Below are 24806 nucleotides of genomic sequence, written 5' to 3'. Positions count from 1 at the left end.
AACTTGACTATCTTTAGAAGCACATTCTAATCACATTTCATTATTCTTCCTCGCGTTCATTTATGCGTGAGGCAACGAGATGCAAAGAAGTAGATGTCATCAACGGAGAGGGCCAGCGGCATGACCTTGAGTATCTTCGTTGCATTCTGGGCCGTGTCGATTCTGTTTGTAATAACCCCTGGCGCGGATTGGGCCTATGCCATTTCGGCAGGGTTGAAAGGCCGCGTGGTACTGCCTGCCGTTGGTGGACTTCTGTCAGGGCATATCATCGCCACGCTGATCGTCGCCGGCGGCGTTGGTACGCTGGTGGCCAACCATCCTTTGGCGTTATCTGTGCTGACCGTTGCCGGTGCCGGCTACCTGCTGTGGCTGGGGATCAACATGCTTGCCCACCCTGCCACGCCCCACGCGGATCAGATCCAGGTATCGGATTCGTGGCAACGCTGGGCAATCAAGGGCCTATGTGTCAGTGGCTTGAACCCCAAAGTGTTCCTGCTATTCCTCGCACTGCTGCCGCAATTTACCGATAGCACGGCAACCTGGCCGGTGCCGATGCAGATGGTGGCGCTGGGGCTTGTGCATACGCTGAGCTGCGCAGTGATCTATCTGTTGGTCGGCTATGGCTCCCAAACCGTGCTGCGTGCCCGGCCCGTAGCGGCCCGGCGTGTCAGCCGTTTCTCCGGCGCGGCCATGATCCTAATCGCGATCGTGTTGTTCATCGAGCAAGTACTGGGTTAATCCCTTTTCAGCGAGGCAACAAAATGACTGATCAGCCTGCACCCTACGGCAACGCCCAATCGGCGCCGCGCATTCGTATCCCGCACTTGAAGCAGATGAAGGTCGAGGGTCGCAAATGGGCGATGCTCACCGCCTACGATATGTACAGCGCAGCGATTTTCGAGGAGGCCGGTATCCCGGTGCTGCTGGTGGGCGATTCAGCGGCCAATAATGTCTATGGCTACGAATCCACGCTCTCGGTGACCGTGGACGAACTGATTCCGCTGGTGCGCGCGGTCAGCCGCTCAACCCAGCGGGCGCTGGTGATTGCCGATCTGCCCTTCGGCGCCTACCAGGCGTCGGCCGAGCAATGTTTTCACACCGCCGTGCGCTTTATGAAAGAGGCCGGCGCGCATGCGGTCAAATTGGAGGGGGGAATCGAGATGCTGCCCCAGGTGGAGAAACTCGCACAGTCCGGTATTCCCGTCATGGCGCACATTGGTTTCACGCCCCAGATGGAGCATCAACTGGGTGGTTACCGGGTTCAGGGGCGCGGCGATGATGCGCAACGCCTGATCGACAGCGCCAAGGCATTCGAGGCGGCCGGGGCGTTTGCGTTATTGATCGAGATGGTGCCGGGAGAAGTGGGCCGTGCGATCACCGAAGCGGTGTCGATCCCCACTGTGGGCATTGGAGCGGGTAACCAATGCGACGCCCAGGTACTGGTGTGGCAGGACATGGCGGGGCTGCGCAACGGCCGCCTGCCGCGCTTTGTCAAACAATATGCGGACCTACGATCGGTACTCCGTACCGCCGCCAGTGACTTTGCGCGGGAGGTGCAGACCGGTGAGTTTCCGGGGCCTGAACATACGTTCTGAGCCCTGAAATACTTGTCGCAACGCCCGCTCAGGGCGTTGCGCCCATCCGCTATCCCTCGTCAAAACCTAACTTCACCCACTTGACCGACCCCTTGGGTATTGCCAGACCAGAGTGCGGCAACACCTGGCGATGTCAGCCGCCCGTGAACAATCAGGTCCTCCCCGGCAATTAATGGGCGGACGCCCTTGAAACTGAAGCTGCGTGGAACGATCCCCGAATGCGCTTCAAGCAGGCTTTGCAAGGCAAGCGTTGCCACAAGCGGACCATGCATGACCAGCCCAGGATAGCCTTCAACCTCAGTCACGTAGTGCAGGTCGTAATGGATGCGGTGGGCATTGAACGTAATTGCGGAATAACGAAACAGCAGGGCTGGGTGCACACGCGTAGATCGTTGCCAATCACCTTCCGGCAGGGGCTCCCCTCCAACTACGGTGCCGTTTGCCGCCTTGTAGACAATGTCTTGCTCCTCGTAGACCTTAAGGTCGCCATCCTGACTATATTCGTGTCCAACGGTGACAAATAGCAGGCTGCCGCTACGCCCAGCCTTCTCCTCAATGGAGAGGATCGAGGACCTGCGCAGTGCCGCCACACCTATTTTCAAAGGACGATGAAACGTCAGCCGACTGCCTGCCCACATCCGCTTGCGGCCGTGTGTCTCGGGAAGAAAGTCCCCCGTCAGCGGGTGGCCATCGACGCCCAGCTCCTGGCTGTCGACGGACTCGTGAAAAAAGGCCCAGTGCCAGAGCAACGGCAGGTCCGCGCTATCGGACGGGGCCGCCCGACCAAGGGTCCAACCGACGCGTTTTACATGGGAGTGATTCAGCGAGTCATGACTCACCTGAACTTTTCCAATCCAAGCTGCGTAATCCATCTGCACTCCTAAACTTAAACAGACATGGTCCGGGCGGCACGCTCCCAATTCAGGCAGGCAAACGACCGGTAGAAAGCATTTGCAGGCTAACGATAACAGTGTTATCTGTAAAGAACACAATTATAATCACGCACCGTTTGGAGGCCGTCATGTGTTCAGCCGCATCTGCAATCGATGTTCCTGTCGCTCACAGCTATGTCAGTGGCACCCCTACCTATCCCCTCTTGGGAATGACCATTGGCGAAAGCTTTGACCAAGCTGTCAGAAAAAATCCGGATGGCTTGGCGTTGGTCATGCGCTCCCAGGGCATCCGCTGGACCTACGCTCAGCTTGCCGAGCAGGTCGATCGGTTTGCCTGTGGCCTGGTCTCGCTGGGGCTCAATGCGGGAGACCGGGTCGGGATCTGGTCGCCAAACAACGTCGAGTGGGTCATCACTCAATTTGCCACGGCCAAATTAGGGTTGATATTGGTTTGTATCAATCCAGCCTATCGGCCTGAAGAGCTTAAATATGCATTAAAGAAAGTGGGCTGTAGTGCGTTAGTCACCGCAACTCAATTCAAGAGTAGCCATTATATTGAAATGCTGTATCAGATGGCGCCGGCCATAAGTACGCAAACACCAGGAGATTTGAAGCTAAAAGACCTGCCGGACCTGCACACCATCATTCAAATTAACCAGCTGGCCTCGCCAGGTTTTATAAGTTTTGACAGTGTCAGTGAGCGAGGTCAGTTTTTCTCAATTCCGACTGTAAAACTCAAGTTTGATGACGCGATCAATATCCAGTTCACCAGCGGCACTACCGGCTCACCAAAAGGGGCCACGTTGTCCCACCATAACATTCTTAATAACGGTTACTTCTGCGGCCAGGGAATGGGGCTCACGGCCAAAGACAAACTGTGCATTCCCGTACCGTTTTATCACTGCTTCGGCTTGGTACTGTCCAACCTGGCCTGCATCAGTCACGGTGCGGCGATGATTATACCGAGCGAATCATTTGATGCTCTTTCAGTCCTTGAGGCTATTCAAGCAGAACATTGCACAGCGTTACATGGTGTACCCACCATGTTCATCTCAATTCTGGAACATCCCGACTTCCATACATTCGACCTCAGTTCTCTGCGAACCGGGATGATGGCAGGCGCACCCTGCCCTATGGACGTAATGCGCAGAATCATTTCAGATCTAGGCATGACCGAAATCACCTTCGCCTATGGAATGACCGAAACCAGCCCGATAAGCTTCCAGACCAGCCGCGACGATGTTCTTGAGCGCCGCGTCTCCACGGTCGGCTCGGCATTACCACATATTGAGGCAAAGGTCGTCGATGACGTTGGTAACATCGTTCCCCGAGGCGTTCCCGGGCAGATCTGCATCCGAGGCTACTCAGTCATGTTGGGCTACTGGGGCGATGCCGAGAAGACGTCTGAAGTACTCGACGCCAATGGCTGGATGCACACCGGCGATATTGCTACGTTGGACAGTAACGGTTACTGCAACATCACGGGCCGAATCAAGGACATGGTGATACGCGGCGGAGAAAACATTTACCCCAAGGAAATTGAAGAGTTTCTATCCGGTCACCCAGCAATCGGTGAGGTTCAGGTATTTGGTGTGCCTGACTCTAAATTTGGTGAGGAGATATGTGCCTGGGTTCGCCTTAAAGAGGACTACACGCTGGATGAGGAGGCGGTCAAAATTTTTTGCCGTGGATCAATCGCACACTATAAGATCCCGCGGTACATTCGTTTTGTGTCTGCGTTCCCCATGACAGTAAGCGGCAAAGTTCAAAAGTTCAGCATGCGCGAGGTGATGATTAATGAACTGGGACTTAGCGAAATAAAAACCGCTTGATAGCGCGCGACGGTAGTTAGTGGCTGCCGTTGTACAATCAGGGACTCTACAGGTCTTCACCTCGACAGGCACTACGTGCGAAGGTATGATTGAAAATTCCTATCTTCGCAGCCCGAGTCATTCATTTCAACGATACGAGCTTGTTTGAAGATGAACATAATTAGATAGCCCAGCGAGCCAACTATGAACGAAGAGGTAAAGCCACCCGTCGTTAAGCGTAAAGCAGCACTGAGTGCCTTTCGCCGTGAACTGATCAGGGACGCAGCCAAACAAATATTTGTCGAGGTCGGTTTGCATGGTGCGTCGCTGCGTGAAATTGCCAAAATCGCAGGGTGCACCACCGGGGCGATTTACGCGCAGTACACAAACAAGGAGGAGGTGTACGCAGATATCCTCCGTGAGTCTCTGGTCAACATGGCAGAAGCCGTCAAGGACGGTGCCGATCAAGGGCCTAAAGGCAAACAGAGCCTCGCCGCATTACGTGCCTGGTTTGAATACTTCGATGCCAGGCCTGCAGAGTTCGATTTGGGCTTTTACCTCTACGGCGGCGCGCATCCCGTCGGGGTTGGCAGTGAGTTGAACCGTGAGCTGAACGTAAAGCTCAAGGTTGTGTATGAAACGGTCGCCAACGCCATGGAAAACGACGCGATTGCGACAGCCGACAACAAGCATCATCTTGCGGTCGCAGGCGCATCGTGGATGTTTGGCATCCTGTTAATGAAAGGCACCGGGCGCCTGAAAATCCTGGAGATCGATGTGGACAAACTACTGGATGACAGCCTTAGAACACTCCAGCACGCCCACAGCGCATAACCCAGTTTAAACCGCCTCCTTCGGATACCGTGCCACTAAGGCTCGGTAGACCATCCTGCAAACTCGCCCCGTAATCGCTCGCCCTCCCCCAGCGTTTCAACTCTTCGTACCGCGATCGCCCACCCAATCCAGGCGTTTCTTAGCCTGCTTACGCTTGCTCTTTTCCCAGCGGAAAATTCATATCGGGCATCTTTAAAAATCACGCTTGCTATCTTTCCGTAACAGCGTTATTTTTTCGTCGACCTTCACAGAATGACGAGACATACGATGAATAAGAATGTTGACGTGAATTGGCATGAACGGGCTGCAGCGCTGGTGCTACCAACGGATGCCGTTATCGGAACGCAGCACGTGCGTGCGGAAAAAACCTCGCTCTGTATCAACCCGGCCAATGGCCAAGCACTGGTGGAAGTCTCCGCCTGCGGCGAACGGGAAGTGGATGCAGCCGTCAAGGCGGCGCGTCATGCCTATGAAGCAGGCACCTGGCGTCGGATGGCGCCGACCCAACGCAAGCGTCGTCTACTGGCGCTGGCTGAATTGATGCGCAAACATTCCGATGAACTGGCACTGCTAGAGTCCTTGGCGGTTGGCAAGCCCATTCGTGACACCACAACCGTTGATATTCCGGCATCAATCGCCTGCTTCGTCTGGAACGCGGAAGCAGTCGACAAGCTTTACGACCAGGTTGCGCCTACCGCTCAGGACGTCGTTGCAACCATTACTCGCGAACCTCTGGGCGTCGTGGGTGTGGTCACCCCATGGAACTACCCCCTGCTGCTTGCGGTATGGCGCATCGCCCCGGCCCTGGCCACCGGCAACTCAGTGGTGTTGAAGCCTTCTGAAGAAGCTCCGTTTACCGCTCTACGCCTCGCAGCGCTTGCCTTGGAAGCAGGTATTCCGGAAGGCGTATTCAACGTCATTCCTGGCGGCGCCGAAGCAGGCCAGGCCCTTGGTCTGCACCCAGATGTAGACTTCATCTCCTTCACGGGTTCTGCCGACGTCGGCAAAAAATTTCTGCAGTACGCAGGCCAGTCCAACATGAAGCGACTGAGCTTGGAGTGTGGCGGCAAAAGCCCTCAAGTCGTGCTGTCCGACTTCACCAATCTGGATGAGGTGGCCAAAGCCGTTACATTCGGTATCTACACCAACCAAGGCCAGGTCTGTTACGCAGGCTCACGGCTAATCGTTGATCGAAAAATCAAGGATGAGCTGGTGGACAAGATCATTGCGTCCGCCAGCCGCCTGGTCCCTGGTGACCCTTTGGATCCGCAGACCCGTCTGGGCGCCATCGTCAGCCAAAAACAACTTTCACGCGTGTGTGGCTATATCGAAGGCGCTCAACGCGACGGCGCCACCCTGCGTTGTGGCGGCGAACGCAGCCTTGTTGATAGCGGTGGCTACTACCTGAGGCCAACGTTGTTCGACGATGTACTGCCGTCCATGACGATTGCCCAGGAAGAGGTCTTTGGCCCTGTCCTGTCGGTCATTTCGTTCGACGAAGAAAGCGAAATTCTGCCGCTGGCCAACGACACCCCTTACGGCCTGGCCGCCTCTGTCTGGACTAACGACATCAACAAGGCACACCGAGTGTCCCGAGGAGTCAAGGCAGGCACTGTCTGGATCAATTGCTTCAACGAAATCGACTTCGGTGTTCCGTTTGGTGGGTTCAAACAATCTGGATTTGGTCGCGACAAAGGTATCCAGGGTCTGGAGAAATTTACCGACCTCAAAACCACTTGGGCGCGTATTCGCTAGGAGCGGACCATGATTCAGCCAAATGAACTGCCGGCAGCTGTCCGGTACGAAAAACAAGCCGGCGGCGTCGTGCTAATCACGATTAATAACGCCAACCGCGAAAATTGCATCGATGAAGCGGTCCACGAAGGGTTGTGTGAAGCCTGGGTGAAATTTCGTAAGGACCCGGAGCTGAACGTAGCGGTGCTGACAGGGGCTGGCGAGAAGTCTTTTTGTTCGGGTTGGGACATCAAAGGTTACGCGAAACGTACCTCCACCCTGAGTTTGAACGACCTGCGTGAACGCGCCGCCTATGAGCCAGGGCTCGGCGGTCTGACCCGTGGCGTCGAGGTGTACAAGCCCATCATCGCCGCGATCAACGGGTATTGCCTCGCAGGCGGAATGGAACTGGCCATGGCCTGCGACATTCGATTTTCAGTGCCCGAAGCCCAGTTTGGTGTGCTGAACAGGCGCTGGGATATCGGTTGCGAGTCGGGCCTGACTCAACGTCTGCCGCATATCGTCGGCCTGGGCAATGCGCTGGACTTGATTCTCAGCGGTCGGCAATTCACCGCTGAAGAAGCCCTGCGCATCAACTTCCTAAATCAGGTTGTCCCCCGTGAAGCCTTGTTGGACAAGGCCCTGGAATACGCCAGGCAAATTGCCGCACTCCCGCAAGCCTCGCTGCGCACTGATAAAGAGTCGGTACTGCGCGGCCTGGGTCGACCGCTGCAGGACGGGCTATGGATGGAAAACACCCTCTGGAACAGCACGGTTCACTCAGAAGAACTTGAAAACGGCATCTCCCGTTTCGGCGCGCGTCAATAACTCATCCAATAAGAGGTAATTATCATGACTAAAAACACCAACAACATGACCGGTAAAACCATCATCATCACTGGCGCTGCCCGTGGGCTAGGTCAAACCTATGCGCTGGAACTGGGCCGCTTGGGCGCCAACATTGTCCTGGCAGACTTCAATGACTGTGTAGAGTCCGAAAATCTTCTGGCCAAGGAAAATATTCCCTTTCTGACGGTAAAAGTAGACGTCGCAGACGCGACCAGCACTCAGAAGATGGCAGAGGCTGCCGTTGAACGCTTCGGCAAGATCGACGTCTTGGTCAACAATGCAGCCTTGTGGGCCGACCTCAAAAATACGCCGTTCACGGACATCGATCCGGACATCTGGGACCGCTGCATGAATGTCAACGTAAAGGGTGTCTGGAATTGCTCCAAAGCCGTATTCCCTTCGATGAAAGCGGCCGGCGGCGGCAGTATCATCAACATCGCGTCACTGGCCGCGGTCTACGGCATGCCCTATGCCCTGCACTACACCGCTTCCAAAGCAGCCGTCATTGGTATTACCCGTGGTTTGGCCCGTGAAGTCGGCCGCCACTGGATCCGTGTAAACAGCATCGCGCCGAGCCTGGTACTGACCGAGGCCACCAGCCAGTTCTTCGACGACAAGCTGGACAAAGCTACAGACGCTATCAAGTCGGGTCAGAGCCTCAAGGGCAACCTGACACCGGATGACGTCGTCGGTGCGGTCATCTTCCTCGCCAGCGAAGGCAGCGGTTTCGTTACTGGTCAGACGTTGATGGTGGATGGTGGCACTACCCTCCTCTAACACTTCTGCTCGTCACTAGCCTAAACAATAAAAAACTTCTCAGGCTCGCTACAGCCGTCTCGGTCAACGCACACGTTAGCCAGGAGGGCTGTGGGAGCTCATCCGTAAAACACGGTGAATGACAATGGCTACTGCAATCGATACAGACTCTCACACAACGCACACCACCACCCCCAAAGAAGAACGGCGAGTGATACTAGGCTCGTCACTGGGGACTGTATTCGAATGGTATGACTTCTACTTGTACGGAAGCCTCGCCGTGTTCTTCGGCTCGTTATTCTTTCCGAAAGGCAACGAAACAGCAGCCCTGTTGGCCAGCCTGGCTACTTTTGGCGCCGGGTTTGCCATCAGGCCTGTAGGCGCAATCATATTCGGGCGCCTTGGCGACCTGTTCGGCCGCAAAAAAACCTTCCTCGCCACCATTGTAATCATGGGCTTGTCTACCGCCTTGGTGGGTGTCCTGCCGACCTACGAACAAGTCGGTATTCTCGCGCCGATCCTGTTAGTGCTCCTTCGACTGATCCAGGGCCTGGCCATGGGCGGCGAATATGGCGGTGCCGCCATTTACGTCGCCGAACACGCACCTGCGAAGAAGCGTGGCTTTCGCACCAGTTGGATCCAGACCACAGGAACCATCGGGTTCTTGCTGTCACTTGGCGTCATTCTTACCTGTCGGTCACTGCTGGGTGAGGAGGAATTCCGTGCGTGGGGGTGGCGTATTCCATTCCTGCTGTCGCTGGTGCTGCTGATGGTCTCGGTCTATATCCGCATGACACTCAGCGAATCCCCGGTTTTTCTCAAGATGAAGGCCGAGCACAAGTTATCGGCCAACCCGGTGAAGGAAAGCTTTGGCGACTCGAAAAACCTGCGCCTGGTGTTCATTGCATTGTTGGGCGCCATTGCCGGACAAGCGGTCGTTTGGTACACCGGGCAGTTTTACGCCCTGTTCTTTCTGCAAAGTATCCTGAAGATCGAGTTTGGCCTGTCCACCATGCTGGTCGCGTTGGCATTGGTCATCGGAACCCCGCTCTTCGTGTTCTTCGGATACCTATCGGATAAGGTCGGTAGAAAGCCGATTATTCTTGCCGGCTGCCTCTTGGGGGCACTGACCTTCATGCCTATCTACAAGGGGCTGATGCACTACGGCAACCCCGCCTTGGAAGCGGCTATTGCTACCACCCCTGTAATCCTTACCGCCCCAGAAAACTGCAATAACTGCGATGCCATCCGCAATGAACTGTCGGCGCGTGGTGTGCCCTATCGTACGGTGATAGAGGCAAACAACAGTGTCGCTATTTCCATCGGCGACCTTAATTTGACCGCGCCCGACAAGCCGACACTGACAGCGGCGTTAGCCAGTGCCGGTTACCCGGGCGCTGCGGACCCGGCCCAGGTCAACAAGCCGATGATGTTGCTGCTGCTGGTGCTGTTGATGACGTACGTCACCATGGTGTATGGCCCCATGGCCGCCTTCCTGGTCGAGTTGTTCCCTGCACGCATTCGCTACACCTCCATGTCATTGCCCTATCACTTGGGGAATGGCTGCTTCGGTGGCTTCCTGCCGCTGATCTCATCTTGGCTGGTGCTGTGGACAGGCAATGTTTATGCGGGGCTTTACTACCCCATCGGCGTAGCGGCGCTCACCTGCATCGTTGGTTTTATCTACATACGTGAAACCAAGAATCTCGATCTGAATCGTTAATCACTACCTGCAGGTGTTGCACTTTTCAGTGCAATGCCTGCCGCGGGAGCCCCCTATGATTAGGACTGTGTTATTTGTGCCTGGGGACAGGCCGGAACGCTTCGAAAAAGCTATAGCGACAGGCGCAGGCCGCGTCGTCATCGACCTGGAAGATGCCGTTGAGCCACAGCATAAGGACCAGGCGCGCGAAAATGCTGATCGGTATTTGGCGCAGACGCGTCATCAAAATGTGATGGTCAGGATCAACTCAAATGGCGATGAGGCTTATAAACAGGACCTGGCGTTGTGCCGGGCTCACCCCCACCTGGCTGGTGTCATGGTGCCAAAGGCCGAAAGCCTTAAACAGCTGGAAGAAGTCGCTGATACCTGCCGCAAAATCTGGCCACTGATAGAAACACCTCAAGGCCTTTTGACACTCCCCGAGTCAGCGACCTGCAAAGGCATCGAGCGCTTGGTGTTTGGCGTATTGGATCTGGCTATCCAGCTCGGTATCAATGCCTACTCGCCCAGCAGTCACAGGATCTTCGACCAGGTTCGTTATGCGCTGCTATTGCACAGCGCACTCAATGGCCTGGAACCGCCCGTCGACACGGTTTACCCCGTGCTAAGTGATATGGAGGGCCTTAGCGCCTTTGCGACCGCCTCAAAGGATCTGGGCTTCGCCGGCATGCTCTGCCTGCACCCTAAACAGGTCGAGCAGGTTGACAGTATCTTCATACCCTCAGCACACGAGCAAGCCTGGGCAGAGCGCGTGCTCGAGGCGGCAAAGCAGCACGGCGGGGCGTTTTCCTTTGAAGGGAGAATGATCGATGCACCCGTACTGACCTCGGCAAGGCGCATGCTGGGTAAATGACTGTTTGACTCTTTAGCCGGGCAACTTGAACGCCCGGCGCGCATTGTTTGCCAGGAAACAGCGCTGTACATCTTCCTCCAGGTTCAACGCTTGCAGCCCTTGTAAACAATCAGCGGCAGTCAGCATCGGGTAATTGGTGCCAAACAAGACCTTTCTCTTCCCCGCTCCACGCATATACGCCACCAGCTCCGCAGGAAACCGCGAAGCCTTGTAGGCTGATGTATCCACGTAGACATTCGGATGCTTCATCATCAAGGAAATCATTTCGGCCACCCACGGAAAGCCGATATGCCCGCCGACGATGCGCAGCTCAGGAAACTCATGCGCCACGTTATCCAGATAAGGCATCGGGCGCCCTGGCTCCGACGGGCGCATAGGGCCCGCGTGGCCTACTTGCAGACAGAAGGTGATATCCAGCTCGATGCACTCGGCATACAGCGGGTAGTAACGGCGGTCATCAGGCGGCAGGCCCCAAAGCCATGGCAATACGCGCAACGCCTTGAAACCATACTGGCGGGCGCAACGGCGCAGTTCCCTGACCGCCTCCATCGGCCGGCTCAGGTCTACCGATGCCACGCCAATGACTCGCTCAGGCTGCGCCGTGACGGCCGCCGCCACTTCTTCGTTAGTGATCATCGGCCCCGCAGGTCCCCACCAGGCACTGGCGAAGACCTTCGATACGCCCTCTTTCTGGAGCGTTTCAAGCACTTGCGCCGAGGTAATGTCAGGACTGTTCTCGGCTAGCACCTTCCACGCCGTGGGCCAGCGCCGCAGAGAATCAAACATCGGGTCCTGCAAAAAGCGCTTGTTGGGAAACTGCATCCAGGCGTCGATAATTTCCACGATGTTCTTTCTCTTATTCGCCCATGATTTCCCGGCGACGCTTGTCCTGGGCCCGGCGATTACCTGCATCGCTCATGCCGGTGGGCAGTTCCTGGTCGAGCAGCGTAGTACGCAGGTCAATCTGCTGCATGACCGAATCCTGCAAGGCTTTCTTGGACATCGCATACGCCACGTTGCAATCGGGCGTGATGCATCGCGCATAGGCAATCGCGGTGGCCAGCAGTTGCGATTCCTCCACTACCTCATGGAAGAACCCGAGCTTCTCGGCCTGCTCCAGCGAATAGAGCTCACCCTTGAGGGTGGTCAGCGCGCCGACCTGATTGCCCAGCGCATACTTGATGATTTCCACATACGCGGCAGGCATCGGAATGCCGATAGGCACTTCGTTCAAGCCGAACTTGGCGTCTTTGCGAGCGGCGATACGAAAGTCGCAATCCAAGGCCGTGATCAGGCCACCGGCAATAGCATGCCCGTTGATCGCTGCCACGGTGGGGCGCGGGTACTGGAAAATACGCAGGTTGGTCGCGCGGTATTCGGCGTACCACTGGCGGATCCGCTCTTTGTTCTGGCTGCCAAATACATCAAAGCTGTACTTGAAGTCGATACCGGCTGAAAAGGCATTGCCCTGCCCGGTCAGAATCACCGGCAACTCGCTGAACTCGGTTTCGAGCCGATCAAACGCGTCATGCAGGTCCTTGAAGAAGGTGTCGTTCTGCACATTGACCTTGTTGGTATTCATGCGCACAACCGCACACCCTTCAATCACTTCAATCTGCCATGCCATGGTTCATTCCTTATCGGTGGCGCCTATGAAGCGGCGCATGAGTAAATGTGGGCGGCGCTCTAGCACACCGCCAGGGTAAGCTCTTCTTCCATGATTTCGCGCATCCTGAACTTCTGTACCTTGCCGGAGAGCGTCATTGGGAAGCCGTCGACGAAGCGTATATAGCGCGGGATCTTGTAACGGGCGATCTGGCTGCTGCAGAACTCGCGTATCTCGTCTTCGCTGATCGCCAGGCCCGGGCGCACGATCACCCAAACGCAGAGCTCCTCGCCGTATTTCTCATCTGCCACGCCGATCACCTGCGCATCCTGAATCGCCGGGTGTTGATACAGGAACTCCTCGATCTCGCGCGGGGAAATATTTTCGCCGCCGCGTATCACCATATCCTTGATACGCCCGGTGATGCTGACGTAGCCCTCGGCATCCATCGTGGCCAAGTCTCCGCTGTGTATCCAGCCGTCGCTGTCGATGGTCTGCACAGTCTTTTCCGGGTCGTTCCAGTAGCCTTGCATCAGCGAATAACCACGGATACACAACTCCCCCACGACGCCGATCGGCAAGGTGTCTCCCGACTCCGGGTGGACCACCTTGGCTTCCAGGTGGGGGTGGACTTTGCCGATGGTCGACACGCGTTTTTCCAGCGGCGTTTCACAGGTGCTTTGGTAGCTGGCCGGGCTGGTTTCGGTCATGCCGTAGGCAATAGTGACATCGCGCATATGCATGTCGCGCTGAACCCGGCGCATCACCTCAATCGGGCAAGCCGTGCCGGCCATGATGCCGGTGCGCAAGGTGGACAGGTCGAATTCGTGAAAGCGGGGGTGGTCGAGTTCGGTGATGAACATCGTCGGCACACCGTGCAGGGCGGTGCAGCGCTCACTCTGTACGGCCTCAAGGGTACGCACCGGGTCAAACGCATCGTTGGGATAGACGATGGTGCTGGCATGGGTCAATGCCGCCAGGTTGCCAACCACCATGCCAAAGCAATGAAACAAAGGCACCGGAATGCACAGGCGATCGGTGGCAGTCAGGCTCATGCCTTCGCCGAGAAAAAAGCCATTGTTGAGAATGCCGCGATGGGTCAGCGCTGCGCCCTTTGGAGAGCCCGTGGTGCCGCTGGTGAATTGGATGTTGATCGCATCAGTGTTCTTCAGCGTCGCGGCGACACGCGGGACATGTTCATCCAAGGCATTTCCCAGACTCATCAGATCGCGAAAACGCATAAACCCGGGCACGTGTTCTTCGCCCAGGTGAATGACCGCATGCAGTGCGGGCAACCTCGCAGCACTGAGCTGTCCAGGTGTAGATGTGTGGATTTCCGGCGCAATGGTTCTGATCACTTGCAGGTAATCAGTAGTCTTGAACGCGGCCATAGTGATCAATGCCTTGCAGCCCGCCTTATTCAGCGCGTACTCAAGCTCGATGGTTTTATAGGCCGGGTTGAAGTTGACCAGGATGATACCGACCTTGGCTGTCGCCAGTTGGGTTATCAGCCATTCGGCGCTGTTGTTGGCCCAGATAGCCACACGATCACCCGGCACAAGTGACAACGCAAGCAGCGCACTCGCCAGTTGGTTTACTTCGGCTTGAAGTTGCGAATAGCTGAGCCGGATACTCTGATGACACGAAACAAGCGCCTCATTATCGGGAAATCGTGCGACCACCTCGTCAAAGAAATCCCCCAGGGTTTTCTCAATCAACGGAGTGTGAATCGCGCCACGCGAATAACTTCTTTTTATTGTGTTCATCGTGTCTTTCTCAACATTGATGTGCCGCTGTGCCCTTTTGCACAGTACGAGAGTCGGCAGCGCTGGCACATTGGCAATACTGACGTTTTTTATGCCAATTTCGCCAAGCCAGCCATTCCCTGCTGGCCATGCGCCAGGCTGCGATGATTCAGGACTTACCAGAGTGGCAAGCTGTAGCCGACGATCAGGCGGTTTTCATCCAGATCATTCAGGAAGTTGCTGCGGGTGGTGGCGTTACGCAGCTTCAACGCCAGGTTTTTCAGCGGCCCGCTTTGAATGACGTACCCCAGGTCGGTGTTGCGCTCCCAGGTTTTGCCTTCGCTCAGCCCGGCCCCTCGGTCCACGTTGTCACCCGACAGATAGCGGGTCATCAGGGTTAGCCCTGGAAAGCCCAACGCGGCGAAGTCATAGTCGTAACGCACCTGCCACGAGTGCTCATCGCGGTTGCCGAAGTCATTGATCTGCACCTGATTGAGCAAGGCATCGTCCGCGCCATTGACGTAGGCGAAACCGGTGCGACCGCTGAGGTGCTGGTAGCCGGCGCTGAAGCTATGCCCAAGCATTTTGTAGGTAAACAAGGCGCCCAAAGCATCGTTGTCCACGTTACTTCCGCCGTCGGCACCAGAGTGTGCAAATCGGATATCGGACTTAAGACTTTGCCCGCCCGCCAACGGTAATTGATGCACAAGATTGATCAAGTGTTGTATGTAGATGCCATCAAGGCCGCCATAGTAATAACTGGTGGAAAGTGTCGGATTCCATTGATAGCGACCCCCACCAAACAGAAATTCATCACTGGTTTTGGCACTTCCGAGCACTATATTGCGCTTGCCGCCATTGAAGACTGTCATCACTTCGTTGTCCGAAGAGTCGCGCTGATTGACCCGATCAAGGCGGCCCAGATCAAGATTTAAACCCTCGATCTCGTTACTGGCCAACCAGGCCCCGCGAAAGGTCTGCGGCATAAGACGTGAGTCATTGCGCATCAAAGGCGGCAACACCGGCTGGAGAGTGCCGAGCTTCAAGGTGCTCTTGGAGATACGTACCTTGGCAGTAAAGCCTGACTCGCCATATTCATCCTTGGCCCGCTTGGGCCCGACCGCATTGGTCTTGAGCAGGCCGGTGCCAACCCGATCTGGGCTGGAGTCGAGTTTCAGCCCCAGCATCCCGATGGCATCAATACCGAAACCTACCGGCCCCTCGGTGTAACCGGATTCAAGGCGCAACATGAATCCCTGAGCCCATTCCTCCGCTTTATTCTGCGCCGCGCCGGCCTGGCGGAAGTCACGGTTCATATAGAAGTTACGCAGTTCCAGGGTGGATTTGCTGTCCCCCAGGAAGTCTGCACGTGCCGATCCGACCATACCCAGGACTGCGCTGGCGCACAGGACGGGCATAACTGTACCGAAGTTGAATTGCATGGTTAGTCTACCTTTCGCTATTGTTATTGTTATTGCTGTTTTTTATTTTTTTCGACTGTGACGCACACTTCAGCGCCGCCGGGATAACGCCCAACGCCACCAAATTCATTCAAACTTTCTGTTCAGAATTTCAATTGAAACGTGAGTAACTCCTTATTGGGCCGCCATGCGTAATGCACCATCCAGACGTATCACCTCGCCGTTGAGCATCGGGTTCAGTACGATCGACTCCACCAATTGCGCGTACTCGCAACCGCGCCCCAGGCGTGGGGGGAATGGCACTGTTTTACCCAGCGAGTCTTGAACGGCCTGAGGCAGTCCAAGCAGCATTGGCGTTTCGAAGATGCCGGGCGCAATGGTCACCACCCGAATGCCAAACCGGGCAAGTTCACGAGCAATCGGCAGTGTCATACCCACTACACCGGCTTTAGACGCCGCATAGGCCGCCTGGCCGATTTGGCCATCAAAGGCCGCGACGGACGCGGTGGTGATGATCACGCCGCGCTCGCCATCGCCATTGGGCGCATTGTTACTCATGGCCGCTACGACCAATCGTATGGCGTTGAACGTCCCCACCAGGTTGATCGTGATTGCGCGCGCAAAGGTATCCAGGTCATGCGGCCCCGCCTTACTCTGCACCTTCTGCCCAGGTGCGACGCCGGCACAGCAGATCAGCCCGTCTACACGGCCGAACCGGCTGAGTGAAAGGTCGATGGCCGCTTGCATGGATTGCTCTTGCACCGTGTCCGTGCGCACGAATAGCGCATCGGGCCCCAACTCATTCGCCAATGCTTCACCTGCCACCTCGTTGAGGTCAGCCAGCACCACCTGGGCGCCCGATCCCACCAGCCACTTGGCGGTGGCAGCCCCTAGCCCCGAAGCACCACCGGTGATGAAGAAAACAGAACCTTCGATTCTCATGAAAGACCTCGTGGGGGATTAAAGGGACGAACCAAATTGAGCCTTGCGGCGCTGGCAAAACGCGGCAACGCCTTCTGCAAAGTCAGCGCTGGCGGATACCGCCACGAACGTGGCCTTTTCGGCTGCCAAGGCCGTTTCCAGGTTTGCGTCCAGGCCGCTACGCAGCAAGCGTTTGATCCCAGCCTGCGCCGCGGCGGGACCGTCGGCCAAGCGTTGGGCGATGGCCAGGCCGGCTGCCGCCAGCTCTTCGCCAGGCACCACCTCGATCACCAGGCCTGCGACCTTCGCGTCAACGGCGCTCAGTTTCGGATTCAACAACGCGATGGCCATGGCTCGATGCAACCCCACCTGCCGTGGCAGATGCCAGGTGCCGCCGCCGTCCGGCGTTGCACCGATTGCGCTGTACGCCATCAGGAAACTTGCATCGTCGGCCGCGACCAGGATGTCGCACGCCAAGGCCAGCGACAGTCCGAAGCCGGCAGCGGCGCCGTTGATCAAACCCAGCACCGGACAGGGCAATTGCGTCAGTCCGGTTACCGCTTCGTTGACGGCACTGATCAGGGTTTCCAACTCATCGGCGCAGGCCTCGCTGGAGACCCTCAATAAGGTCTCGAAGCGGCGCACATCGCCCCCCACCATGAAGTGCGCGCCGCTGCTGCGCAGAACCACAACACGTGGCGGGTTCACAACCAGCGAGCGCACCGCATCTCTCAACGCCAGCCCTATGCCCAGATCCACACTGTTGCCCGTCTCGGGACGATCCAGCGTAATGAAACAGATAAGCCCGAGGCGCTCGACTTGAACGCCTGAACGGTTGTTAAAGGGAGTCGTCATACCGACCTCACCAACCGTCATGCGTGAGCCGTCGAATGTTTAGGGCGCAGAATTTCGTCGTAGTCATCCAGCGACGGAAACTCGAGCGGCGCGCGCTGATCCAGGGTCAACAGATGCTCGCGGTACTGCGCCAGGTAGTCCTCACGCGCCGCTTGGCTGATATAGGGCACATGGAAGGCTACGAATGGCGGCAAGACAGTAAGGCCGACATACCCCAACACGCCGCGCTGGATAGGCTGCAACAAAGTTTCCAGTTCACCGTGCACAGCGCCCGGACCAAACATGTGGTCCTGGCCGCCGAGCGAAAACGCAAGCATGGCTTTTTTGTCTTTCAAGCCGCCGCGGTCATAAATGCGCGCACCGCCATAGCAGTACCCCGAAATGAACACGCGGTCGAACCAGCCCTTCATGATCGCCGGCATGCTGAACCAGTAGATCGGGAAGTTGAAGATGATCAGGTCGGCGCGCTTGATCTTCTCCAGTTCAGCGAGGATGTCCGGCGCGAGGGTGCCAGTGGTGTAACCGTTGCGCTGCTCCAGGGCGTAGACCAGGTGCTCGCTGTTGGCGCGCTGGCCAAAGTCGCTGGCGCTGGCGACAGGGTTGAAGTTCATCGCGTATAAATCAGACACGTCCACCTCATGCCCCTGCCCGCTCAGCACCTCCACAGCGAGGTTGAACATGGCCGTGTTGAATGACTGCGGTTCGTTGTGCGCGTGGACAATCAGTACGTTCATGAAAGCTCCGGTCAATGGCTGATGAGCTCACTGTACGGAAGCGGATCGCGGTGCTAAATTGGCATTAATGACTATTTTTATGCGTAATTTGCCATTATGAAAATCGCCCCGCTACGTGTCGCCATTTTGGCTCTCGATGGCTGTTATGCCTCGAGCCTCGCCGGCATCGCCGACGTGTTCCATGTCACCAATGCGCACCTCAGTCGCCAGCAACACAAGACCGGTAAAGCCATTGCCCGGCCTTTTTCCTGGCAGTTCGTGTCGAACAAGGGTAAGCCCGTCACGGCATGCAATGGATTGGCGTTGAACATCGCCACCCCGCTACCGCAAGAGAAGGTCGACATGATCTTTATTCCGGGGCTGTACTACGCGGGGCATGACGCTTTCGAACAGATGCTCGAAAGCGCTGTACCGCAGTTGGAGTGGCTCAAGGCGCAATGGCGCGAGGGCGCGGTGCTGGCCGCCAATTGCACAGGCACCTTCCTGCTCGCCGAGACCGGCTTGTTGCAGGGTCGTCAGGCCACAACTACCTGGTGGCTGGAGCGGCTGTTTCGCGAGCGCCACCCTGCGGTGAACCTGCAATTGCGCTCGATGGTGACCGAGGAGGACCGCCTGTGGTGCGCTGGCGCCAATGCTTCGTATCTGCTGCAAGGGGTACGGATGGTCGAGCATTTCTGCGGCGCGAATACCGCAACCCTGACCGCCAAAACGATGCTTATCGACACCAGCCAGACCACTCAACTGCCTTATCTGCCCCTGCAGATGGAAACCGTGCACAGCGACACCATGGTTGCCAAGGCACAGCACTGGCTGCTCAAGCATTTTGCCGAGGACATCAGCTTGCCCGAGCTTGCTTCGGCGTTGTCGGTCAGCGTACGTACGCTGATACGCCACTTCAACAGCGTGCTGGGCACAACACCCCTAGCCTATTTGCAAAACCTGCGTCTCGAGATCTCCATGACCCTGCTCGAAAGCAGCGATTTGAGCATCGAGGAGATCGCCAATCAGGTCGGTTATCAGAACGCTAGTTCCTTCACGCGTCTCTTTCGCCAGCAGGTGGGTTCGACACCAGCGGCCTACCGCAGTCGATTCGCTACAACGACAGGCAATCGACAACGCTAGCCGGCCTGCCACACCACCCACAAACGTCCAAGCCATGACCCGATGCACTGGCGTAAAATTCGAAAAATCACTGAGTAGTGCGCCATCATGCACGATCAACGCTCGACAACAGATTGGGTTAAACATGCTCCTCAGACCTCATCGCTGGAGCGGTTCGAGGCGTTTTTCGTGGCTCATGCGTTCGACGCGCACCAGCACGACACCTATGCGATCGGCATGACGCTGGACGGCGCGCACCGCTTCCAGTACCGCGGCGAGTCCAACGTTTGCGTCCCCGGCGAGGCAATGATTCTGCACCCGGACGAAATGCACGATGGCTGCGCTGGAACGGACACGGGTTTGCGCTACCAAGGCCTTTACGTGCCGCCGTCGCTGGTTCAGCACATCGTCAAGGGCAAGCCGTTGCCATTCTTGAAAAGCGGGGTGTCCCGTGACCAACGCCTGGTTTCAGCGGTATTCGAACTCCTGCATGCCCATGAACTCGCCCCCCTGGCAGAAGACGATGCGCTGTTCAACTTCGTGATGACCCTCGCCGCCGTCACCGGTCAGCGTCCGGCACGCCCTGCCCACCATTTCGCCGCTGCACTGCGGGCACGCGAATACATCCACGACAACCTGGACCGACCGATCACCCTCGACCAACTCGCGGATTGCGCCGGCCGAGACCGTTGGAGCCTGTCCAAAGATTTTCGGGTGTTCTTTGGCACCAGCCCCCACCGTTACATCACCGCGCGCCGACTCAGCCAGGTCAAACAACTGGTGCAGGCCGGCCAGACGCTGTCCAAGGCGGCCATAGATTCGGGCTTTTTTGACCAGAGCCATATGTCCAGGCACTTCAAGAGAAGTTTCGGTATTGCCCCTTCACGCTGGTACTTTCCACAGTGTGACGGGTGAGTTGAAGAGATGAAAAACCTGGACGAAATTGACCGCAGAATCCTGCGCGCGTTGCAGGCCGACGGGCGTATGCAGAATATCGAGCTGGCGGACCACGTAGGGCTCTCCACGTCGCCCTGCCTGCGCCGCGTGAAGTGGCTGGAGGACAATGGCATCATTGAGCGCTACGTCGCACTGCTCAACGCCCAAAAACTGGATGTTGGCCTGACGGTGTTTGTACGGATCTGGCTGAATGGCCAGGACGCAGAAACCGTCGATCACTTTACCCAAGAGGTGTTGAAACTCCCTCAGGTGGTGGAGTGCCACCTCATGGCGGGCGACTGTGATTTCCTGCTCAGGGTAGTGGCCGGTGACCTGACCGGCTATCGCAAATTCCAGGGTGACTACCTGGCAACGATCAAAGGCGTCAAGAGTGTCAAAACTGAAGTGCCCATGCAGACGATCAAGCTGACCTCGGCATTGCCCATCTGATACTGCTGATGGCCTGCCCCCTTCCTTTGAGCAGGCTACCCGCAGTTTTTCTACTCTTCGATTTCACCGCCAAAGGCGCGCAAATGCTGGCGGAATGTCTGTTCAGGATCAGTCAACCGCGATTGCAGGTAAGTGTCGAAGCGGGCCTGTTCTCGAAACGACTTGCCCAAGCGCATTCGCGCTGCCTGGTAGCGCTCGGTGTCACGGATCGCCGTGGCCACTTCTGCCACTTCTGCTGCACGCTTCAAGGGAATAAACAGCACACCGTCATCGTCGCCCAGGGCAAAGTCTTCAGCAGTCACCAACGTAGCGCCGCACGTTGCAGACACCAACGCCTCGGTTTCACGCGGATCCAGACGCTGCGGGCCTACGGGCAACGTCCCCAAGCTGAACATGGGCAGACGAATGGCCTTGAGTTCAACCGTGTCACGGTGCAACCCCCAGATGACTACACCGGCCATGCCGGCGAGGCTTGCTTCCAGAGTCACCAGATCCCCGACACAGGCTTCGTCCATGCGCCCGCCGTTATCCACCACCAGCACATCGCCCCGTTCAGCCGTATCAATGGCCTCTAAAAACACATCGACACTTCCATAATGCCGCGCCGGACATACACGGCCCACAAAATGCGTGCCACTCCACACTGGGCGTACTGCCGAGGGTGCGAGACGCACTGCGATCCCCAAACGCATGCACGCATCGGCAACATGCGGGGTCGTCAAATCCAGGTAAGTACGCTGAAGTACCAAGGCGTCCATGTTCAAGCGCCCTCTTCGCAAATATCCAGTCCAACGGTGCGCAGGTCGCGCAGCAGGGTGTTGGTGCGGTTGGACATTGCCAGCGAATAGCGCCAACCGCGTCCCACGCGGACCGGGTCCAACGCACCCAGCAGCTCCGTGGCCGAATCAAAAATCGTTAGCTTGGCTTCGCCTTCAAGTACCTCACCCGCCTGCACGTTCTCGGCCTGAAGCCTCACAAGCTCGAACACCGCCGGCCGATCTTCTTCACCCTCGAACATCGAAGGAAAATGGCGCAGGGCAACAATGGGGCGACTGCCAAATGTGACGGCCGTTCCGTCGGCAGGCCCCGTCAGCCGGACATGACCTTCGGCAAGGCGCCGGTCCTTGACCGCCACGGTGCCGGCAAACACGCTGCCTGTCTCCTCGCCAGGTGACGCGATGGATTTAACCCCCATCGAACGAGTGGTCCAGACCGAACCGATTTTTTTCGGGTACCCCAGGGCCCAGCCGCGCGCCAGGGACGTGTCCTGGTCGACGATGATATAGGGGCAGTACTGCATCAGTTGCCCCTCATACTGGACACTGGCCAACACGATGCATTCCTTGTATTGGGCGCGAACCGGGTCCAATAACTCTTCTGCACCATTGGTACACGCCTGCCAGTCGACGAACGAGACCGTTACCAGTCCGGGTTCGTCAGGATGCAAGCTCAGGCCCGGTGGCAATAAGCGCTCGATGAATTCAGGCTCAACCCAATACTCAATGGTGATGAAGTCAGCCGCATAGTGCCAAGGTGGCGTGGGTGCGATGCTTGACTTACCGTCGGGAGAAAATGGCCCCATAAAGCCATGGGAAGAACGAAGACGAGTCATTTCATAATCCTGAGATGGTTGATGAAAAGGGTATGGTGGCGCAGACAGAACGCCCGAACGCATGGGAAGGCAGGTTACCCGTTAGCCTTTGGCAGGCGATTGCGTTTACGCCGGTGGGACCGCTGCCAGATGGCATTCACTCATGCGAAACGCCGATGTCTTGGCTTGCAATGCCAGGACCGAAATCCGCAAGCGATACACCAGGACCGGCACGCACGTAGCGCTCGGGTGACGAAAAATCCTCGTCCGAACCGTTGCCTCGATGAAACACAAGATTCAGTGCTTTGCGTTGCCCTGAGCGCACCGGCTGGACGCCGTGGCGCAAGGTCGACCAGACCAGGTCCCCCGCTTCACGGCGCGGTTTGCGTTTGACCGCCAACAGCACCACGTCGCCCTGCTGTGCCTGAACGTTGAAGGTGGCCGTAGGTGCCCGTTCATCCTGGCGCGCGATTAACAATTCACCACCCAAAAAGTCATGCTCCGTGCTGGACAGCAGCACGACCGCCTGAAAGGGGAACACTCTCTGCTCCCCCCTGACACAGTGATGCAGCCGCTCGCAGTCATCTACGCCGTAGCAAGATAGATAGCTCAGAGTGCGGTGTTGCCCCCACTCGGCACATTCCGTCACCAGGGCCTGCGGCGATGCCGGGAAGCGATAGCTGGAACCGGAGCGCTCGCTCCAGACATTGGCGAGCAAGTTCAGCGGTGGATATAACAACGCCTCTAAATAACCCACGACAGAACAAGGGTTCACCAACATGCAGACAGAACCCTGGCAAAAACCCGCCCCCACTCCACTCAACGTTTCCAGGGTGGTGACCTCCGTGGCCTCAGCTGCAGCCAGTTCCAGGCATTGAGCTTCGCTGATCAACCCTGGGAGCGTTGCATAACCGTGGATATCCAGGGCGCGCAGGGTCACCATCCAATCAATACGCTGCAATGAAAACTGAGTGGGCATCGCGGTGCCCTCCATTTTGGTAGGCATCGGAAACTCTATCGATTTTTTGACCATAGATAACCGCCGACCACTATCCCAATCGCACAGATAATCGACACGTAATACGCCGGCCCCAAAGGACTTTCCTTGAGCATCAACGTAACAACCATAGGGGTCAGGCCGCCGAAAATGGCGTAGGCCAAGTTGTATGAAAATGACAACCCGCTAAAGCGCACTACCGGTGGGAATGCCTTGACCATCACGTAGGGCACCGCACCGATGGTGCCGACCAACAGGCCTGTTACGGCATACATCGGGAACAGCCAGTTGGGATTGGCGAAGAGGCTGTGATAAAAGGTCCACGAACTGATCATCAATGCCGCACAGCCCAGCACAAACACGCGCCCGGCGCCGAACCGGTCTGCAAGCGAGCCGGCCAACACGCAGCCCAGGCTCAGAAAGACAATGGCCAGGCTGTTAGCCTGTAAGGCCGTGGTGGCGGAAAAATGGTAGACCGTCTGCAACACCGTCGGCGTCATCAAAATAACCACGATGATGCCGGCTGAGAGGAACCAGGTCAGCGCCATGGAAATCAGAATGGCACCACGATGGTCACGCAAAACCGCGCGTAACGGCACCTCGGCAGCCAGGGTTTTTCTCAGCTGCATCTCAGCAAACACGGGCGTTTCGTGGAGCCAGCGGCGCAAGTAGACCGAGAGCAAACCAAACACGCCTCCTAGCAAAAAGGGGATTCGCCAAGCGTAGTCGGCAACTTCTGCTGGCGAGTAAACGCTGTTGATCGCAGTAGCCACCAGAGAGCCCAACAGGATGCCAGCCGTCAGGCCACAGGTCAGCGTGCCGCAGGCGTACCCAACATGGTGTTGAGGCACGTGTTCGGAAACAAAAACCCAGGCCCCCGGCACTTCACCGCCAATGGCAGCGCCTTGAATCACACGCATCAACAGCAATAACAGGGGCGCTGCAATACCGATCTGCGCATAGGTGGGGAGCAGCCCCATGATCAAGGTCGGCACAGCCATCATGAAAATGCTCAAGGTGAACATTTTTTTGCGCCCCAGCAGGTCGCCGAAGTGCGCCATGACAACGCCGCCCAGCGGTCTTGCCAGATAGCCCGCTGCAAAAATGCCAAATGTTTGCATCAGGCGTAGCCATTCGGGCATGTCACTGGGGAAAAACAGCTTCCCCACCACGGTGGCGAAAAACACGAAGATGATGAAGTCGTAAAACTCCAACGCACCGCCCAGCGCAGACAGCGACAGCGTTTTGTAATCGCTGCGTGTCAGCCGGCGTGCAACGGGAAGTGAGGGTGCAGCACTTGAGGGGACTGAACTCATGGCAATGGTTTCTCTTATTGTTATATCTGCGCCCCTTTTCAGGACGAAAGGGGCTGGCAGATGGTGCGGGTGCAGAACCTCCTGT

General features: G+C 57.0%; 24 protein-coding genes. 12 read left to right on the top strand and 12 right to left on the bottom strand.

The window, feature by feature from the left end; all coding sequences use genetic code 11:
• Positions 1–120: 120 nt before the first annotated feature.
• Both CXQ82_RS14690 and panB read left to right on the top strand, forming a co-directional pair.
• Positions 121–738, top strand: coding sequence for a LysE family translocator (locus CXQ82_RS14690; protein WP_101270147.1), 618 nt, complete (start codon positions 121–123; stop codon positions 736–738).
• 23 nt (positions 739–761) lie between these two features.
• Entirely contained in the window at positions 762–1595 is an 834-nt protein-coding gene (gene panB, locus CXQ82_RS14685) for a 3-methyl-2-oxobutanoate hydroxymethyltransferase (protein ID WP_101270145.1), read from the top strand.
• Positions 1596–1654: 59 nt separating this feature from the next.
• On the opposite strand, the gene CXQ82_RS14680 is transcribed toward panB, so the two are convergent.
• Positions 1655–2467, bottom strand: coding sequence for a MaoC family dehydratase N-terminal domain-containing protein (locus CXQ82_RS14680; RefSeq protein ID WP_101270143.1), 813 nt, complete (start codon positions 2465–2467; stop codon positions 1655–1657).
• Positions 2468–2616: 149 nt separating this feature from the next.
• Between CXQ82_RS14680 and CXQ82_RS14675 the strand changes: the two genes are divergently transcribed.
• The 7 genes from CXQ82_RS14675 (at position 2617) to CXQ82_RS14645 (ending at position 11048) form a co-directional block, all read left to right on the top strand.
• Positions 2617–4320 carry an AMP-binding protein gene (locus tag CXQ82_RS14675; protein ID WP_101270141.1) on the top strand — a complete coding sequence of 568 codons (1704 nt, stop codon included), beginning with the start codon at positions 2617–2619 and terminating at the stop codon, positions 4318–4320.
• Between the two features lie 183 nt (positions 4321–4503).
• Positions 4504–5133, top strand: coding sequence for a TetR/AcrR family transcriptional regulator (locus tag CXQ82_RS14670; protein ID WP_101270138.1), 630 nt, complete (start codon positions 4504–4506; stop codon positions 5131–5133).
• A gap of 267 nt (positions 5134–5400) precedes the next feature.
• On the top strand, positions 5401–6888 hold the full coding sequence (locus CXQ82_RS14665) for an aldehyde dehydrogenase (RefSeq protein ID WP_101270136.1): 1488 nt from the start codon (positions 5401–5403) through the stop codon (positions 6886–6888).
• Positions 6889–6897: 9 nt separating this feature from the next.
• Positions 6898–7695 carry an enoyl-CoA hydratase/isomerase family protein gene (locus tag CXQ82_RS14660; RefSeq protein WP_101270134.1) on the top strand — a complete coding sequence of 266 codons (798 nt, stop codon included), beginning with the start codon at positions 6898–6900 and terminating at the stop codon, positions 7693–7695.
• A 24-nt stretch (positions 7696–7719) separates the two neighbouring features.
• Positions 7720–8493, top strand: coding sequence for an SDR family NAD(P)-dependent oxidoreductase (locus tag CXQ82_RS14655; protein ID WP_200846324.1), 774 nt, complete (start codon positions 7720–7722; stop codon positions 8491–8493).
• A 118-nt stretch (positions 8494–8611) separates the two neighbouring features.
• Positions 8612–10195, top strand: coding sequence for an MFS transporter (locus CXQ82_RS14650; protein ID WP_218274442.1), 1584 nt, complete (start codon positions 8612–8614; stop codon positions 10193–10195).
• Positions 10196–10250: 55 nt separating this feature from the next.
• The gene (locus CXQ82_RS14645; protein ID WP_101270131.1) at positions 10251–11048 is read left to right on the top strand and encodes a CoA ester lyase; all 798 of its coding nucleotides are present in this window, start codon (positions 10251–10253) and stop codon (positions 11046–11048) included.
• A 12-nt stretch (positions 11049–11060) separates the two neighbouring features.
• Here CXQ82_RS14645 and CXQ82_RS14640 read toward each other — a convergent pair whose 3' ends face one another.
• From CXQ82_RS14640 to CXQ82_RS14610, 7 genes are all read right to left on the bottom strand, one after another.
• On the bottom strand, positions 11061–11891 hold the full coding sequence (locus CXQ82_RS14640) for an amidohydrolase family protein (RefSeq protein WP_101270129.1): 831 nt from the start codon (positions 11889–11891) through the stop codon (positions 11061–11063).
• Positions 11892–11904: 13 nt separating this feature from the next.
• Positions 11905–12675: an enoyl-CoA hydratase/isomerase family protein gene (locus CXQ82_RS14635; RefSeq protein WP_101270126.1), complete on the bottom strand. Its 771-nt coding sequence runs from the start codon at positions 12673–12675 to the stop codon at positions 11905–11907.
• 59 nt (positions 12676–12734) lie between these two features.
• The gene (locus tag CXQ82_RS14630; RefSeq protein ID WP_101270124.1) at positions 12735–14420 is read right to left on the bottom strand and encodes an AMP-binding protein; all 1686 of its coding nucleotides are present in this window, start codon (positions 14418–14420) and stop codon (positions 12735–12737) included.
• A 155-nt stretch (positions 14421–14575) separates the two neighbouring features.
• A complete protein-coding gene (locus CXQ82_RS14625) occupies positions 14576–15817 on the bottom strand; it encodes an OprD family porin (protein WP_256581938.1) in 1242 nt (413 codons plus the stop codon).
• 177 nt (positions 15818–15994) lie between these two features.
• Positions 15995–16762 carry an SDR family NAD(P)-dependent oxidoreductase gene (locus tag CXQ82_RS14620; RefSeq protein ID WP_101270120.1) on the bottom strand — a complete coding sequence of 256 codons (768 nt, stop codon included), beginning with the start codon at positions 16760–16762 and terminating at the stop codon, positions 15995–15997.
• An 18-nt stretch (positions 16763–16780) separates the two neighbouring features.
• Complete coding sequence (locus tag CXQ82_RS14615; protein WP_101270117.1) at positions 16781–17596, bottom strand: enoyl-CoA hydratase/isomerase family protein; 816 nt, start codon at positions 17594–17596, stop codon at positions 16781–16783.
• Between the two features lie 17 nt (positions 17597–17613).
• The gene (locus tag CXQ82_RS14610; RefSeq protein WP_101270115.1) at positions 17614–18330 is read right to left on the bottom strand and encodes an NAD(P)H-dependent oxidoreductase; all 717 of its coding nucleotides are present in this window, start codon (positions 18328–18330) and stop codon (positions 17614–17616) included.
• A gap of 96 nt (positions 18331–18426) precedes the next feature.
• Here CXQ82_RS14610 and CXQ82_RS14605 point away from each other — a divergent pair, with 96 nt between their 5' ends.
• The 3 genes from CXQ82_RS14605 to CXQ82_RS14595 all read left to right on the top strand — a co-directional run bounded on the left by CXQ82_RS14605 (position 18427) and on the right by CXQ82_RS14595 (position 20817).
• Positions 18427–19452 (top strand): GlxA family transcriptional regulator, encoded by a 1026-nt coding sequence (locus CXQ82_RS14605; protein ID WP_101270113.1) that lies wholly within the window; start codon positions 18427–18429, stop codon positions 19450–19452.
• Between the two features lie 87 nt (positions 19453–19539).
• Positions 19540–20346, top strand: coding sequence for an AraC family transcriptional regulator (locus CXQ82_RS14600; RefSeq protein WP_101270111.1), 807 nt, complete (start codon positions 19540–19542; stop codon positions 20344–20346).
• Positions 20347–20355: 9 nt separating this feature from the next.
• The gene (locus CXQ82_RS14595; RefSeq protein WP_101270109.1) at positions 20356–20817 is read left to right on the top strand and encodes an Lrp/AsnC family transcriptional regulator; all 462 of its coding nucleotides are present in this window, start codon (positions 20356–20358) and stop codon (positions 20815–20817) included.
• Between the two features lie 50 nt (positions 20818–20867).
• Here CXQ82_RS14595 and CXQ82_RS14590 read toward each other — a convergent pair whose 3' ends face one another.
• From CXQ82_RS14590 to CXQ82_RS14575, 4 genes are all read right to left on the bottom strand, one after another.
• The gene (locus CXQ82_RS14590) at positions 20868–21575 is read right to left on the bottom strand and encodes an RraA family protein (protein WP_101270105.1); all 708 of its coding nucleotides are present in this window, start codon (positions 21573–21575) and stop codon (positions 20868–20870) included.
• 2 nt (positions 21576–21577) lie between these two features.
• Positions 21578–22429, bottom strand: a complete 852-nt coding sequence (locus CXQ82_RS14585) for an acetoacetate decarboxylase family protein (protein ID WP_101270102.1) — start codon at positions 22427–22429, stop codon at positions 21578–21580.
• Between the two features lie 136 nt (positions 22430–22565).
• Positions 22566–23414, bottom strand: a complete 849-nt coding sequence (locus CXQ82_RS14580; RefSeq protein ID WP_157832160.1) for a 2OG-Fe(II) oxygenase — start codon at positions 23412–23414, stop codon at positions 22566–22568.
• Positions 23415–23422: 8 nt separating this feature from the next.
• Positions 23423–24721 (bottom strand): MFS transporter, encoded by a 1299-nt coding sequence (locus CXQ82_RS14575; RefSeq protein WP_101270097.1) that lies wholly within the window; start codon positions 24719–24721, stop codon positions 23423–23425.
• Positions 24722–24806 lie beyond the last annotated feature (85 nt).

Source organism: Pseudomonas sp. S09G 359 (assembly GCF_002843605.1).
GTDB lineage: Bacteria > Pseudomonadota > Gammaproteobacteria > Pseudomonadales > Pseudomonadaceae > Aquipseudomonas.
The sequence above is the reverse complement of the archived record's forward strand: the minus strand, read 5'-3'. Positions and strand labels throughout refer to the sequence as shown.